This is a genomic window from Armatimonadota bacterium (assembly GCA_036504095.1).
GTDB lineage: Bacteria > Armatimonadota > DTGP01 > JAKQQT01 > JAKQQT01 > DASXUL01.
Map to the genome: position 1 here is coordinate 183,818 of DASXVS010000071.1, position 14,028 is coordinate 197,845.

A 14,028-nucleotide genomic window follows, 5' to 3' on the forward strand; every position below is an offset into this window, starting at 1 on the left:
CGGTTGCGCCCCCGTTGTGTCGCCCGGTCGCTCCATCGGTCCGACCCTGCCGTGCCATAATGAAATGGCGCTGGACCGCAGTGACGTCACTGCTGACCCCGCCTCCTGACCATGAAAGACCAGATCATTATCCTGCAGGGCGAACAGCCGGCCTCCGCAGCTGAGTGGACGACCGCCTCGATCTCCTACCTCCCGTTCGAGGTGCCAGAAGGCGTCTGCGCGATTCAGGTCCACCGTGACGTTGAGCCTCGCGAGAAGCACGTCGTCGCGATGATGCTGTATGATGCCCGCGGCATCGTGCATGGCTTCCGCGGGTATCAGGGGCAGGTCAACATCGCTACCGATTTCACCATCACGGCAGATCCCGGGACCACCACTTCTTGGTATATTCCCGGCCCGCTGATACCGGGAACCTGGCACATCGGACACTGGTTCGTCCGCGCCATCACAGAGACGCTCCACTATCGGTACACGATCACGCTGTCGTTCGGCCCAACGCGCGCCGCCTCCCTCGAATGGCCGGCATATAACCCCGGTGTTGTGAACCCCGAGCGTGGATGGTATGTTGGCGCCCTCCACAACCACACGCTCTATTCCTACGACGCCCAGATCGGCGGCACGCCATATTCACCGTCAGGCCTCATGCGAAAGTACGCCGACGCCGGCTTCGATTTCCTGGCCATCACCGACCACAACCAGCCCCGCTCCCACATGGATGCGCCCGCCGCCGCACTCGAGAATCCGGACACGCTTCTCATCCTGGGCAACGAGATCACCACGCTGCACGGCCACTCGAACACCCTCTTTGTGCCGCCGGGAACGACGTTCGACTTCCGCATCGATCCCGGCGACGGCAGACTGCCGGATATCGCCGATCAGATACACGCCGTCGGCGCGCTGATGGTGGTGAACCACCCGTTCCAGCGCCACGCCGATTGTACCTGGCGCTTCCCCGAACACGAATGGGACAAGGCCGACGCGATCGAGGTTTGGAACCGCCCGTGGATGGACACCAATCGTGAAGCCGTGGACATGTGGGACGGGCTCCTCAAACAAGGCCGCCGGATCACCGCCATCGGCGGGGCCGATTACCATCGAGGGGATGCGCCGATCGTCCCCGCCACGTGGGTTCACGTTCGTGAGCTGTCGCTGGATGGGGTAAGGGAGGGCCTGCTCAAAGGGCGCGTCTTCCTAAGCGAAAGCCCGGAAGGGCCGGTGATCTACCTGAATACCGCGGACGGGCGCGCAATGGCTGGCGATTCTGTGGATTCCGCCCCGGACGCACCGGTCGGTATCATCGTTCGAGTCGAGAGGGCTGCGGGATGCACGCTGCGTCTGATCTCCCGATTCGCCGAGCATTCGGAGCGCGTGACCTCGGATGACCACCTCGTAGAGCACGCCATCGTCCCGAATCTGCACGGCGATTACTTCCGGGTCGAAGTCCTCCGTCCGAACGGTGATGTCGCAGCCCTCACCAACCCGATCTACTTCAACATCTAGCGTTTCAGGGCCCGAAACCCGGTGTCACCTGGGCGCGTATGCTCTTTGACAGCAGCGGTATCGTGACTCCGAATGCCGTCTCATCATTGCATTGCCAATTCGTTCCGCCCGCGCTAACTTATCGGATGATGCCCGTCGCCACGGGACGGGCTGAAAGGTTAGTTGCTATGAAACAGCATTACACGCCCGACGAGGCCAATGCGATCCTCGGTCACGCCGTAAAGAACCTGCCGTTGCCGGGGGACATGACGCACGAGCAGCTGGTGCAGACGGCCGCCGAGGTTGGGGTTACCCCGGAACAACTCGAGGCGGCGGAAGCCGAATACCGCCGGAACGCCGAGACCCGGGAGTTCTGGGCTGCCTATCGTGTGTATCGCCTGCGCAAACTGATGGCGATCCTGCCGGTGGTGCTCGTCTTCTTCTTCATCGTCGGGCTGCGCGGCGCCCATGACACGGCCGGTCCCGAGATGTCATGGGTAGTACTGGCGATGCTGATCGGAATCGGCGCCGCGGTCGCCAGGACAGCCACTTGCCGCGGTACGACCGCGCTTGGCGAACGAAAACTCCGCAGGTTCATCTACATGCGAAGACGTATGGGTCTCCCGGTGCCGCCTGAGATAACTCCCCGGGATTACTGAGCCATCGGGCTCCGTCGAATCTCCAACATCATACTTCTGTCTGCTATCTTCCAACGTCGGCCAGGCTGCATGTTGCCATCGTCTCCAAGCCCAGTCCATCAGGGCCGTGTGCCAGCAGGCGGTGGTAGCCGGCTGTGGCGATCATCGCCGCGTTGTCCGTGCACATGATCGGTGGTGGCCAGACAATTCGGATGCCGTGTTCCTCACCCGCCTCCAGCAGCCCCGCGCGAAGGGGGCCGTTCGCGGCGACGCCGCCCCCGATTGCGACGGTACGCAGCCCTGTTCGGTCTGCGGCGCGAATGGTCTTCGTCACCAGAACGTCCACCACGGCGGCCTGAAACGAGGCGGCAACATCCGCCAGATTAGCGTTCGGCTCCTGCTGAAGCAGGCGCAATACCGCAGTCTTCAGCCCGGAGAACGAGGTGTCAAGTGAGCCGTCGAGGTCTGCGCGCGGAAGGCGGTACGCCTTCGAGTCTCCATCGGCGGCCAGTTTCTGGACGTTCGGCCCGCCGGGATAAGGCAGTTTCAACAAACGCGCCACTTTGTCGAACGCTTCGCCGGCGGCGTCATCGCGTGTCCGCCCGAGCATTTCGTACCGACCATACTCGTGCGCGAGGACGAAATCCGTGTGCCCGCCCGATACAACGAGGCATAGAAGCGGCATCTCCAGGTCAGGGTGCGCCAGGAAGTTGGCGTAGATGTGGCCTTCAAGGTGGTGAACGCCGGCAAGCGGGATGTGGCGGCAGAGAGCGATGCTCTTCGCGGCGGCGACACCGACCAGCAAAGCCCCCACCAGGCCCGGGCGATGGGTCACTGCAACCGCATCGATATCGCTCCAACCGACTCCGGCGATGGCCAGGGCCTGCTCCAGCGCGGGGTTGATGACCTCCACATGGCGGCGGCTGGCGATTTCCGGAACCACGCCGCCGTAAAGCGCGTGCAGATCGGCCTGCGACGAGATGACGTTGCTCAGCGCCTCGCGCCCATCGCGAACCACGGCGGCCGAAGTCTCGTCACAGCTTGTTTCAATCCCCAGAATCAGCATCCGGTACCCATCTCCCCCATCTCCCGGCTTTCAAGCTCACCGGTTTCCCGCTTTTCGCGCCCGCTCATTTTCCCTCGACCGTGAACTCCTGTTCCAAAAGCCAGGAGATGCCGGGTTCGTAAAGGTCATTGGACCACATGATCAGCGCATCTTCATCGGTGTCCTGGTAGTATTTGCGCCGGATCGCCACCGTCTCAAACCCGTACTTGGCGTACAATCGCAGCGCGACATTGTTGCTCATCCGGACTTCAAGGGTCGCCCTCCGGGCGCCGCGATCCCGGGCTTCCCGTAGAAGCGCGATCAGCAGCCGTTCCCCAAAGCGCTTGCCTTGGTGAGCGGGGTCAACCGCGATGGTCGTGATGTGCGCTTCGTCCATGATGATCCACTCGCCTGCGTATCCGACGACGCACCCCTCGGCGACTCCGACCGCATAATAGGCGCACTGGTTCCCCAGTTCGTTCATCAGCGCCTCGCGGCTCCAATTGGTGGTGAAGCAGACCTCCTCGATCTTCATCACAAGATCGATGTCTGCCTCGCGCAGCGGGCGAAGTGCCATCGGAGGGGCGTCCCCGGCGGACGGGCGCTCATCCTCGCTGCTGACGGGCGGGGGTTTCGCAAAAATGGACATGGTCATCAGATGGTCGCAGCTCGAAGGTCGTCGGCGCTGATCGCGCCTGCACGAAGGACAGTCGGTGGTATTGTTGTCAGGTCCAGGACGGTTGATGGTTCGCCCAACGCACATGGCCCCGCATCCAGATAGAGGTCTACGCGGTCCCCCAGGGCTTCAAAGGCCTCCTGGGCGGTCGTCGCCGGCGCCGCTCCCGAACGGTTGGCGCTTGTGAGAACCAGGGCCACGCCGGCTTCGGCCAGCACGCCCTGGGCTACGCGATCGTTGGGCGCTCTAAGCCCGACTTTGCCGGTGCCTGCGTGAACGAACTCCCCCACCCCGCTGGCCGCGACCAAGACAAGCGTCAGTGGGCCGGGCCAGAATCGCCGCGCCAGTTCCCGTGCAAGGGGCGGTACGGCGGCGGCAAGCGCGTCCATATCGGAAGCGCCGCTTACCATCACCGGCAGCGGCTTCGTTTCGGGCCGCGATTTCGCCGCGCGCAGCCTCGAAACCGCCGACGACGAAAGGGCGGACGCGGCGATGCCGTAAACAGTCTCCGTGGGGATGACCACCAGGCCGCCGCCGGCCAGGATGCGCCCGGCCTCCCGAAGTACGGACTCGTCCGGGCTCGCGGGATCAACCGTCACCATCCGGGGAGAATTGGACTCAGATATATGCATCTTCAATGCATATCATAAGCCCTCGATAGGCCGCAAAGCCAAAGTCGCGGCCGTTACGATGCGCCCGGTTGCTCGCCCTTAGCGACGCTGTATCGATATCCCACCTGATGGACCGTCTCGATGCGGCTGGCGGTCGCGGCCGGGAGTTTGCTGCGGATGCGCCGGATATGGACGTCGATTGTCCGGCTGCCACCCCAGTAGTCGTACCCCCAGACCTGTTCCAGCAGTGACTCGCGTGAGAATACCCGGCCGGAGTGGGTCACGAGGAACTTCAGGAGTTCATATTCCTTGAATGTGAGCGCAACGCGCTCGCCATGCGCCTCAACGCTGTAGTTGCTGACGTCGATGACAAGGTCGCCGCTGCGGATGACCTCGGAGTCGTTGGCTTTCTGGCGGTTGCTGTGAAGCGCCAACCGGGCCGCCACCTCCGCGGCGCGGTGCGGAGCAACCACGAAGTCCGTGAACGGGCTCCCGGCCGCGAGAGACCCCAGTTCTTCGGGTGTAATAAGCGCCAACGTGCACCGTTGCGGATCCATCTCGCTGTACCGTTGAATTTCCGGTGGGCAGTATGCGCTCGCGACTATCACGGCCTGCATTTCCGCTATGTCCAGTGGACCGTCGATGGCGCCGGGCAAGAGCCTCAGCACATGACCTGCAGCGCGCAGGCCATCCGCCAGCGCCATATACTCATCCGGTTGTTCAGCCACGAATCCTATCAGCATTGGTTGCACCAAGGTGATCCTTCCCGAAGTGCTTCTATCCTAGCAGTGCATTGTTACGCTCGTATTTCCTGACAGTTACCTCCCGATGAACTACGCGCCGCGGGATTCGCGCGCGGTCCAATGCTTCCCGAGAGGGTTATTTCGGGCACAATCCGGACGCGCATCCCGTGCACGCGAAGAGGCCTCCAATGCGGTGGAGCTGTTCCATTTGCACCCACCGCAGGAGGCCCCTTCCGGTTCAGCCCACCCGGGACTGCCCGGGCGGCATCATCTTGTCGTCACGGCGCGGTTACGCCGCTACGGATTCGGATCCAGTCCCGCTGCCTTTCTGGCGATTTCAGCTGCATCCGCGAGGGTCACCTGGCCGACGGACGCGTCCTGCACCACATCCCATCGGGCCGCTTCGGCCGCGGTTGCTGCGTGCAGTCCGGCCGCCGTTTGAAGTGCGCCTATGGCGTCGGCCACGGAATAGATGGGAGTTGTTGTGAACGTTTGATCCACTCCGTAGGTAATTCCGCCGGCGTAGTTCGATCCTTCGATGCGGTAGTGGTATGTCGTGTTGGGGGTGAGGCTCTCGATGTTGATGGACCGCGTGCTGTCACCCGCCGTACCGAGCGTGCCGATGAACATCTGCTGGCCGTAGGAGGTGGTGGTGCCCAGGTCGAAGCCCACGAGCGAGGGATGCCCGTTGATATTGACAATGGAGTTCAGCGTGGCGGTTGTGATCCCCACGTTTGTGGCCGGTAGCGTTATGCAAACGGGATACCCGATCGGCGCCGTGGAGGCTACCCACAAGGGGTTGTTCTGGAGGGAGCCCGGCACGTTCGAAGGGCTGGAGTCAACCGCCGTGATACCGGCGCCGTCGTCGAAATGGAACAGCCGCAGCAAGCCCGTTTCGGTTCCGGTCGAGCGGACGTACATGTCGTGGAAAATCTCGGTCGCTGTCCTGGCGCGATTCCAGATGCGGAACTCATCGAGCTGCCCGGCGAAGTTGGTCCCGAGGATCATGTCCTGCGGAACGAGCGGCGGAACAAAGATACCAAAGCCCGTCTTTGAGGCGACCTCGATGCCGTTGCGGTAGATCTTCATGTAGTTGCCTGCCGCGCTGTTGACGAATGCCCAGTGCTCCCAGTGCCCCGTCACCGGCTGATCGGCCGGCGGCGTATAGACGAGGCGGCCAGTCGCGTTGAGGTTGCCGAAGTCCCAGTAGACGTTGCCGTCGTCCCATGGGACCGCGGCGCTGAGGCGGTTACTCTGGTCGTCCGGCGTGATCATGAATTGGAACTGCTGCCTGAGAGAGGGGACGTTCTGCCAGAACTCGACCGTGATCTCGTCGGGCCGCGCACTGGCCGTGAAGGCGGGCAGCTGGAGGTAGGAGGCGCCGCCGTCGAATTGCAGCGCCGTTCCGCCATCCGGTTGCATCGTGACGAAATACGAGTCACCGAACGTAACCGTCCCGGCGCCATTGGTGGCCGACGCGCGGTAATGGTAGACCGTCCCCGGCACCAGGCTGGCGATGGGGAGGGACGCGTCCACGGCCGCGCTGCCGCTGCCGATGCTCACGTCCGTACCGAGAGTGCCGTACGACGTGGTCGGCCCCCACTCGAAGTGGACAGTGGTGCTCTGGCTCGATGGGTTTATGTTCGCGTGGAGCGTGGCGCTGGTGTCTGTTACGCTCGTAGCGTACGTGGTTGAGCCCGTTGCCGGACCAGACACGATGAAGTCATTGGCCGAAGTGGTGCTGCCTCCCGATGCGGTGACGGTGATCTTGCCGGTCGTCGCCCCGGCCGGCACCGTGCAGGTGATCTGCGGGTCGCTCAACTGCGTCACCAGCGCCTGTACTCCGTTGAAATTCACGAACGCGATCAGACTGCCGAAGTTCTGCCCTGTGATCGTAACGGCGGTGCCCACGGGGCCGCTGGTCGGAGTGAAACTCGTGATGACGGGCGCCGGCGGAAGCACTGCGATAGAAACCGTGGCAACGTTGCTGTCCCAGTGCCCGTCGTTGACCCTGAACGTGAATGAGTCCGTGCCGGTGTAGCCGGCTGCCGGCGTGTAGGTGCGCTGAGCGCCGGTTCCCGCCGACAGGACGCCGTGGCTCGGCCCGCTTAAGACCTGGTAGGTAAGAGGGTCGTTCTCCGAATCAGATGCGCTCATGGTGATGCTCGTCGGCGTGTTGTACAATACGCTGGCGGAGCTGTTGGCGGCTGCCGGCGGCTGGTTGGTCGTGAAGGGCCAGCCCATATCCTTCAGCACCGCATATCCCACCGGACCCGCTTCGTGGATGTCGATGCTGTAGACCGGGCACATCAGGGCGTTGGGGCCATTCTGGTAGGTCGCCTGGTCGAGATGGGATGTGCTGGAGCCTAACTGGTAAGTGGTTGGCGCGTAGATGCGGGCGTTCGGCCCGCCATTGGCCGCCCGCGCGTTATTGCCGTCGAAGTAGAGGGATCCACTAAGCAAGGCTGCGGCGCGCTGCGCCTGGGTCAGTACTACAAGACGATCCGACGCCAACCCTTGCCCCGTTGCCAGGAACTGGTCATAGATCGACGGAAGGTTGTTCGGCGCGGCATTCTGATAACTCCCGTCCGACTGAATCTGGCTGAAGAACCCGAGCCCGTGACATAGTTCGTGGAGCACCACTTCGTAGAAGTCCACGTTGGACCCCGCGTTTCCGTCGGTCCCGTAGTACCAGTTCTCGGAGCCGAGCACCGTCGAGTTATCCACGTCGGAGTTGAACTGGGCGATGATCATGGGGGTGCCCGGAGCGATGTCCGAGCCCACAAGTTCTGAAATGAGTGATCCCGTGTACCAGGTGCCGGAGTAGTACCCGGCGGGAGGCGAGTTAAGCTGCACAACGTAGTTGGTATGCGCCTGTCCGAGAATCGCGGAGGTGGCCGTACCGCCAAGCGAGTCCATTGAGGCGTTCACTGTGATGGGCACGTTGCCCTCCAGCTTGCCGCCCCAGTTGAGAAGGGCTGCCTGGAACGCCGCGCGTCGTGCGGGACCCAGGACGGGGTCATTAAACCCCACGTTAGCGGCATTCGTATACGTGACGGCGAAGGGTACGGCCCAGGCGGTGAGCTGGGCAAGTGAAAGGATGGCCATCGCCGAAACGAGGCGCAAGGTGGTCGATTGAAACTGCCTCATCGCACGCCCTCCCTGGTCTTCGCGATCGAATGATGAGTGCGGGAGGCCATGGCTTTGGCATGCCCCGTGGACAACCTGCCGGCCGCCTTCTTCGCGTCGGCCTTCGGAGAGACGCGCGCGGTCTCATAAACGACCAGGGCCGGATCGACCATGAGGATGGTCGTGTTGAACGGGCCGGGGAATGACTGCGTGTACTTCTGGTCTACGGACTTGGTGCGCGTCGACGGTAGCGCCGAGGAAATGGACCCACCGGGCTTCAGGTATATCTGGCGGGCCGCTCCGGCACTCGGTGCGGATGGTACGAATCGGACAGAAATACCCGGCATGCCGGTTGAAGTGTAGGGGACGGGGGCGGAAGCCGTTTTGGGCTTGGTATCGCCGGCCGTCACTGGTGCGAAAGCAGTCGTCGTGAATATGAGGCACAACGCGCCGAAGCGTTGGAACTGCAAAACGTTCATCTTCGTCTCCTTTGTGTGATCTGACGCGACGCAAACAGCGCCGGGGGTGGAGCACCACAGAGACTATCGAAGGAGACAATGGTCCATTGCGCCGGCGATTCGCCGCGTGACGCCGATTCAACACTGGAGTTTTCAAGAAGGTTCGCCCTTCGTTATGTTTTTTTCGGGGCGCTGGATTGCGGGGAGAACGGAATCCAGCGCCCCGGCCTCACAACAATTTGTTCAGGCGCCGGGGCTTTCGGACGATACACCTTCTGAAGGTGCGTGGCAGCGCGAAGACGGGCGCGGAAGCGCCGATCTCAATGAGGGATCACACAGATGAAGTGCATTGACTGCGGCAAAATCGTTGGCAACTGGCCCCAATGGCTTGAGGATTCGCGCGTTACGGTGCGGTGCAACCGTTGCTCAAACGCCTCCGCAACACCGGTAAACGTGCCGAAAGACCGGAGCATCCTGGCGCCCCTCACGGATCTGGCGCACAAGATGGATGACCTCGCCGAAGCCGCCTGAACAGTCTACTCCGCACAGCCACATCCACTGGGCCATCGGGAGCGAGGGAGGAATCCCCCGCTCCCGTTTTTTTGCGATTCCTTGATCTCCGGGGCCAACTCCCGCGAAAACACTCAGGCGCTCTCTAGGTCCTGACTGACGGCGCGACGCCTCGAATGAACCGAACATCGAGCGCCCTTTTTATCAGGCGGCACCTGTCCTTCGCAGCAGGTCTTCCCCGCTCAGGCCCTCGATCTCCAGCACCTTGTCCCGGCTCTTCTGGCCGCTGACCAAGTGCACTTCCGCGCGTTTCACGCCCAGCGTTTCGGAGATGAAATCGATCAGTGCCTTGTTGGCGGCGCCCTCAACCGGCGGGGCTGTCAGGCGCACGCGGAGCGCGCCATCCTGCCATCCCAGCACCTCGTTCTTCGAGGCGCGCGGCTGAAGCCTCACTTTCAGGCGAGGGCTCACCACAGCGGACCCAGGTGGCCGAAAGTGGCGACCGAGAAGACCAGCGCGACCGTGTTGTTGATGCCGTGGAGGATCCAGCACGCAGTCAGCGAGCCGGAGCGGCGGTACAGCACGCAGAGGCCGATTCCGATGCACCAGATCGGCAGAAACCCGAGGGGGAGCTGGGGATGGAGCGCCGCGAATGCCGCCGAACTCAAGATGGCGCCGCCCCAGAATCCGAACGATGATTGAAGCGCCCGGAACAGCAGCCCGCGGAAAAGGAGTTCCTCAACCCACGGTCCTACAACGCAAACCGTCAGGAAAAGCGGGACCAGGCTCCAACCGTGCGCGCCGGCGGCCATCCACTCCGCTGAGTTCATCGGCGTTTCGACGTTCGGGAATAGTCGTGCGCCCTGTGTTGAAACGACTCCGGCAAGAGCCAGAACGGGCAGGAGGGCCAGGTAGCCGCTGATCGCATGGCCAACCGCTCCGCGGGGCGCCCAGCCGAGCGCGCTCAGCGCCGATCCATTCCGCTTAAGGGTCAAGTGGGCGAGGCCGGCTGCCACCGCTGCCCCAAGCGTGTAGACGGCCAGCAGCGCCGCGAAGGCAGCGCCTTCCCCGCCGGAATCGAGGTGCTTGCCCATCAAGGACCGCATCGGATATCCCACCGCGTTCTGAGCGGCGATGCCGAGAAGGAACGCGGCGCCGAAGGACCATGCCGGCACATTCAGCCTCGGAAGGCGATCGCACTGGGGCTGGGCGATAAAGAAGCCCAGGAAGACCAGCCCCACCATGAAGCCCAGCAGCGCCATCAACCCGAGGACGAGGTAGGTCGTTCGCATCGGCCGCGAAGACTCTTGCATTTCTCTGCCGACGCGCTGCGATTCGGCCGCGGTGGACGCCAGCGCCTGCAACGCGACGAATCGGGACCATCCCAGGTCTTTGGACCGTAACGCCGATTTGAACTGGATCAAGGTCTTCGCATCGGCCGGCCGCGGGATCGCCCCGTAGGCGGCCTGGGTGGCGAGCCATACATCGCGCCTGCCCGGCGGGATGTCAACGGGCGCCTGCATCACTTCCGCGGCACGCTTGCGGTCTCCGCGCAGCCATGCAACCGCCGCCAGGCTGCGCCGCGCCCGGGCCATTCGGGGACTGCTCTTTACCGCGGCGCGGTAACACGCTTCGGCCTCGCGCCACTGCGATCCCTTTCCCGGTCGGCTCACAGTCGGGACCCCCAGCGCGCTGCGGGCGAGCAAGTCCCCCTTGAACACGGACGAAAGACCGCTGTCGCTTTTGTTGCTGCTTTGCCCAACCGAGCGGTAGGCAAGCGCACCGCCTATGAGGAAGATGGCGGCCAAAACGAACGCCAGCGCCGTCCTTCCCCGATGGGGATCGGACGGCGCTGCGAATACCACGGGTTCCGGCGGCTGCTCAGCGGTCATCGTAATGAGATTGTGTGATCGCGCCGCGCGCGATCAGAACGGCAGTCTCTGAACCCACCCCTGCACCAGCCCCAGGATGAGGAAGGCGATGATGGCGGAAAAATCGATACCGGTATTCCGTTGATATGGGTCGATCACCCCGCGGATGGGATGAAGGATGGTGTAGGCTACGCTCTCAATCCATCGCACCACCGGGTTGTCGAGGTCGAATCGCGGCGCCGATCTGGACGATTGCTGCCAGAAGCGCAGCCAACTCAAGATAATGTACACAAACAGGATGAGTTGCAGGGCCCCAAGCGCCCAACCCAGTACAAACGCAACAGGATGCATCAACCCTCCCTATCGGCCTTCGTATGCCCCGTAGGCCGACGCAGGCTCTGAATCATCTACCACAATGGCGGTATTGGCCGGCGTAAACAGGAAGACCTTCTCGCCCACCTTCTCATAGAACCCGTCGAGAGCGTAAGTGACTCCACTGATAAAATCGATGCCCCGACGGGCAACGTCCTCGTCGGTCCGCTCGAAGTTCACCACAACGGCGCGGCGTTCCTTCAATCGGTCGGCTGCCGCCTGCGCATCCTGCATTGAGCGGAACGAAAGCCGGGTGTAAATGGCATTGGCGCGACCGTGATCCATGCGCAGCACGGGCGCCTGTCGCGGCGCGGTGCGCGTCGCCACTCCGGCATCCGCCTCTTCCTCGTCCTCAAACTCGTCGTGAGAGAACATGCTCTTGAATTTTTCAATCCAGCCGCGGCGCTCGTATTCCTCTTCCTCAAGCATTTCCGTTCGATCCATGATTGCCGTTTCCCCGGCCGTGGAGGCCGGTCCCTTCTGCGAGATTTATGTATACCGCGAGCCGAAAATCGCGGTGCCGATTCTAACCATCGTCGAGCCTTCTTCGATGGCTACCGCGAAGTCATTTGTCATCCCCATGCTGAGGGTCCTGACACTGTCATTATGTAGTGTTAGAATGTGTTTCCTCAGGTTTGCAAATGAATCTCGCACAGCTTTTTCATCAGATGTAAATGGCGCCATTCCCATTAGCCCACGCACGCTCAAATGCGCCATCTCACCGATCTCGCCAACGGCCTCCTGAACCCCATCCGGGTTAAAACCTGTCTTCTCTTCTTCGTCGCAGAGTTTCACTTCCACCAGGACCGGCACTATGATTCCCCGGTCGCTGGCCACCGTATTCAGTTTTCTGGCCAGTCTCAGGCTGTCCACGCTCTGGATAAGGTCGAACGTCCCTATCGCCCTAGCCGCCTTGTTTCCCTGCAAATGGCCGATCAGGTGGCGCGTCACGCCGTCCGGCCACTGGATATGAGGGAATTTGCCCTCCGCTTCGGGTACGTAGTTTTCGCCGATATGCCGCACGCCTGCGTCCAACGCCTCCTGGACTGCGGCGGCCGGCTGAAGTTTTGTCACGGCAACCAGCGTCACATCATCCGCGGAGCGCCCGCTCCGCTCCGCAGCGGCGGCTATTTGCTCTCGAATTCGTTTCACGTTATCGGCAATCAAACCCGGCTCCCCACAGAAAAGGAAATGAGGAAGCGGGGTAACGAGGTAATGACCGGCCCCGTGAGTTTCCTCATTTCCTCATTTCGTCGTTTCCCAGTCACCCCGTTCCCTGGGTTCCTGTCCGTTTTCCGGCCCAATACCGTTCGCCCAGAATAACCGCCGCGTAGTCATCCAGCGCCCTTGGCGGGGTGAACAATCCCTCGGGCAGGAATCTTGCCAGCCCTCGACGCGGGTGGTCTCGATAATAGCGCGCCCGAGAAAGCATCGTGGTCTCGTGTTCTTCCACGAGCACCAGTAGGTGTTGGAGCGCCTTCTCCAGTTCCAGGCGGGCGTCACGCGAGCCCGTTCGATCCCCGATCACCACGGCGACCGGGCAATGGCGCGCCACGGTGTTCAGAACGGACGCTACGAGATCGCAGCGCGGTACGATGCATTGGTCCAGCACGGCGCCGGACTCGCAGACGGTCGCGACACCGCATTTGCTGAGGCCCGGATCCACCGCGACAACACACCCATCATTCATTTTCACGGTCCGCCAGTCCTACTATGGCCGCGAAGCGCCCCGTGACGCCTTCGGCCCTAAGGGAGAAATACGCATCAACGAAACAGCTTGTACACGGCGCCGAGATGCTTACGTATTCGGGGTCCAGTCCCGCCGACGACAGGTCGGCGCGCGCGACCCGTGCGAGATTCAGGTAGCGCCGGCCCTCCTTATCCTCGCGGATCGCCCGTGGAATCGATGCAAATCCAGCCGCAACATCCGCGCCAACTTCGTAACAGCAGACTCCGATGTGCGGTCCGATCGCTGCCTGTAGTGTCGCCGGGTCGGTGCCGTATTCGCGTCGCATGGCCTCAACAGTGTTTCTTAGTACGCCTGCTGCGAGGCCGCGCCACCCCCCGTGCGCCACTCCAACCGCCCGCCGAACAGGATCCAGGAATAGAACCGGCACGCAATCCGCCACGGTTACGGCGATGAAGATATCGGTGCGGTCGGTGATGAGGGCATCGGCTTCCGGCGGCGGGTCTCCCCGGCCTGGGAGGTCCCGCACGGTGACAACCGTGGCCCCGTGAACCTGCTTTGGGAAAACGCGGGGCCGGCTCATGTCGCCCAATGCCGCGCCCAACTTCGCGCGATTGGCAATCACCGCACCCGGAACGTCGCCGACGTTGTCGCCGAGGTTGAGACTGTTGTACGGAGCGCGCGAGACACCGCCATCGCGCGTCGTGATGCCGTGGGGAACGCCCTCCCGCAGCCAGGATGCCCACTGCAGGAGCGAGACACCCGCCTTCTCCTGCACAGCGCAACCAAATGACAGTTCCAGGGCCACG

The 14,028-nt window shown here is 62.7% G+C and carries 16 protein-coding genes; 3 read left to right on the top strand and 13 right to left on the bottom strand.

The window, feature by feature from the left end:
• The first annotated feature begins 111 nt into the window (after positions 1-111).
• Positions 112-1,500, top strand: coding sequence for a CehA/McbA family metallohydrolase (locus VGM51_16340; GenBank protein HEY3414609.1), 1,389 nt, complete (start codon positions 112-114; stop codon positions 1,498-1,500).
• Positions 1,501-1,667: 167 nt separating this feature from the next.
• Positions 1,668-2,138 carry a hypothetical protein gene (locus VGM51_16345; GenBank protein ID HEY3414610.1) on the top strand — a complete coding sequence of 157 codons (471 nt, stop codon included), beginning with the start codon at positions 1,668-1,670 and terminating at the stop codon, positions 2,136-2,138.
• Between the two features lie 43 nt (positions 2,139-2,181).
• Here the strand turns inward: VGM51_16345 and tsaD are convergent, their stop codons facing one another.
• The 6 genes from tsaD to VGM51_16375 all read right to left on the bottom strand — a co-directional run bounded on the left by tsaD (position 2,182) and on the right by VGM51_16375 (position 8,800).
• Entirely contained in the window at positions 2,182-3,183 is a 1,002-nt protein-coding gene (gene tsaD, locus VGM51_16350; protein ID HEY3414611.1) for a tRNA (adenosine(37)-N6)-threonylcarbamoyltransferase complex transferase subunit TsaD, read from the bottom strand.
• 64 nt (positions 3,184-3,247) lie between these two features.
• Positions 3,248-3,739 (bottom strand): ribosomal protein S18-alanine N-acetyltransferase, encoded by a 492-nt coding sequence (rimI, locus tag VGM51_16355; GenBank protein HEY3414612.1) that lies wholly within the window; start codon positions 3,737-3,739, stop codon positions 3,248-3,250.
• Positions 3,740-3,816: 77 nt separating this feature from the next.
• Positions 3,817-4,470 carry an L-threonylcarbamoyladenylate synthase gene (locus VGM51_16360; GenBank protein ID HEY3414613.1) on the bottom strand — a complete coding sequence of 218 codons (654 nt, stop codon included), beginning with the start codon at positions 4,468-4,470 and terminating at the stop codon, positions 3,817-3,819.
• A 53-nt stretch (positions 4,471-4,523) separates the two neighbouring features.
• Positions 4,524-5,192 carry a winged helix-turn-helix domain-containing protein gene (locus VGM51_16365; GenBank protein ID HEY3414614.1) on the bottom strand — a complete coding sequence of 223 codons (669 nt, stop codon included), beginning with the start codon at positions 5,190-5,192 and terminating at the stop codon, positions 4,524-4,526.
• Between the two features lie 297 nt (positions 5,193-5,489).
• Positions 5,490-8,342 (bottom strand): LamG-like jellyroll fold domain-containing protein, encoded by a 2,853-nt coding sequence (locus VGM51_16370; protein HEY3414615.1) that lies wholly within the window; start codon positions 8,340-8,342, stop codon positions 5,490-5,492.
• Positions 8,339-8,800 (bottom strand): hypothetical protein, encoded by a 462-nt coding sequence (locus VGM51_16375; protein ID HEY3414616.1) that lies wholly within the window; start codon positions 8,798-8,800, stop codon positions 8,339-8,341. Before VGM51_16375 ends, VGM51_16370 begins: the two co-directional genes overlap by 4 nt.
• 318 nt (positions 8,801-9,118) lie before the next feature.
• On the opposite strand from VGM51_16375, the gene VGM51_16380 reads away from it, so the two are divergent.
• On the top strand, positions 9,119-9,310 hold the full coding sequence (locus VGM51_16380) for a hypothetical protein (GenBank protein ID HEY3414617.1): 192 nt from the start codon (positions 9,119-9,121) through the stop codon (positions 9,308-9,310).
• A 183-nt stretch (positions 9,311-9,493) separates the two neighbouring features.
• Here VGM51_16380 and VGM51_16385 read toward each other — a convergent pair whose 3' ends face one another.
• The 7 genes from VGM51_16385 to pgeF all read right to left on the bottom strand — a co-directional run bounded on the left by VGM51_16385 (position 9,494) and on the right by pgeF (position 14,027).
• On the bottom strand, positions 9,494-9,760 hold the full coding sequence (locus VGM51_16385) for a DUF167 domain-containing protein (GenBank protein ID HEY3414618.1): 267 nt from the start codon (positions 9,758-9,760) through the stop codon (positions 9,494-9,496).
• On the bottom strand, positions 9,757-11,181 hold the full coding sequence (locus VGM51_16390; GenBank protein HEY3414619.1) for a CPBP family glutamic-type intramembrane protease: 1,425 nt from the start codon (positions 11,179-11,181) through the stop codon (positions 9,757-9,759). The genes VGM51_16385 and VGM51_16390 overlap by 4 nt, the downstream gene beginning before the upstream one ends.
• 33 nt (positions 11,182-11,214) lie before the next feature.
• Positions 11,215-11,511 carry a YggT family protein gene (locus VGM51_16395; protein ID HEY3414620.1) on the bottom strand — a complete coding sequence of 99 codons (297 nt, stop codon included), beginning with the start codon at positions 11,509-11,511 and terminating at the stop codon, positions 11,215-11,217.
• A gap of 9 nt (positions 11,512-11,520) precedes the next feature.
• The gene (locus VGM51_16400) at positions 11,521-11,976 is read right to left on the bottom strand and encodes a cell division protein SepF (GenBank protein ID HEY3414621.1); all 456 of its coding nucleotides are present in this window, start codon (positions 11,974-11,976) and stop codon (positions 11,521-11,523) included.
• Positions 11,977-12,021: 45 nt separating this feature from the next.
• Entirely contained in the window at positions 12,022-12,699 is a 678-nt protein-coding gene (locus VGM51_16405) for a YggS family pyridoxal phosphate-dependent enzyme (GenBank protein ID HEY3414622.1), read from the bottom strand.
• 97 nt (positions 12,700-12,796) lie between these two features.
• Positions 12,797-13,228, bottom strand: coding sequence for a pre-16S rRNA-processing nuclease YqgF (locus VGM51_16410; protein HEY3414623.1), 432 nt, complete (start codon positions 13,226-13,228; stop codon positions 12,797-12,799).
• On the bottom strand, positions 13,215-14,027 hold the full coding sequence (pgeF, locus tag VGM51_16415; GenBank protein HEY3414624.1) for a peptidoglycan editing factor PgeF: 813 nt from the start codon (positions 14,025-14,027) through the stop codon (positions 13,215-13,217). The genes VGM51_16410 and pgeF overlap by 14 nt, the downstream gene beginning before the upstream one ends.
• Position 14,028: the final 1 nt, after the last annotated feature.

Bases quoted from the DNA above. Each gene is read 5' to 3' on its own strand.
- VGM51_16340 (HEY3414609.1), top strand. From the start codon at position 112: ATGAAAGACCAGATCATTATCCTGCAGGGCGAACAGCCGGCCTCCGCA.
- VGM51_16345 (HEY3414610.1), top strand. From the start codon at position 1,668: ATGAAACAGCATTACACGCCCGACGAGGCCAATGCGATCCTCGGTCAC.
- tsaD (HEY3414611.1), bottom strand. From the start codon at position 3,183: ATGCTGATTCTGGGGATTGAAACAAGCTGTGACGAGACTTCGGCCGCC.
- rimI (HEY3414612.1), bottom strand. From the start codon at position 3,739: ATGGCACTTCGCCCGCTGCGCGAGGCAGACATCGATCTTGTGATGAAG.
- VGM51_16360 (HEY3414613.1), bottom strand. From the start codon at position 4,470: ATGCATATATCTGAGTCCAATTCTCCCCGGATGGTGACGGTTGATCCC.
- VGM51_16365 (HEY3414614.1), bottom strand. From the start codon at position 5,192: ATGCTGATAGGATTCGTGGCTGAACAACCGGATGAGTATATGGCGCTG.
- VGM51_16370 (HEY3414615.1), bottom strand. From the start codon at position 8,342: ATGAGGCAGTTTCAATCGACCACCTTGCGCCTCGTTTCGGCGATGGCC.
- VGM51_16375 (HEY3414616.1), bottom strand. From the start codon at position 8,800: ATGAACGTTTTGCAGTTCCAACGCTTCGGCGCGTTGTGCCTCATATTC.
- VGM51_16380 (HEY3414617.1), top strand. From the start codon at position 9,119: ATGAAGTGCATTGACTGCGGCAAAATCGTTGGCAACTGGCCCCAATGG.
- VGM51_16390 (HEY3414619.1), bottom strand. From the start codon at position 11,181: ATGACCGCTGAGCAGCCGCCGGAACCCGTGGTATTCGCAGCGCCGTCC.
- VGM51_16395 (HEY3414620.1), bottom strand. From the start codon at position 11,511: ATGCATCCTGTTGCGTTTGTACTGGGTTGGGCGCTTGGGGCCCTGCAA.
- VGM51_16400 (HEY3414621.1), bottom strand. From the start codon at position 11,976: ATGGATCGAACGGAAATGCTTGAGGAAGAGGAATACGAGCGCCGCGGC.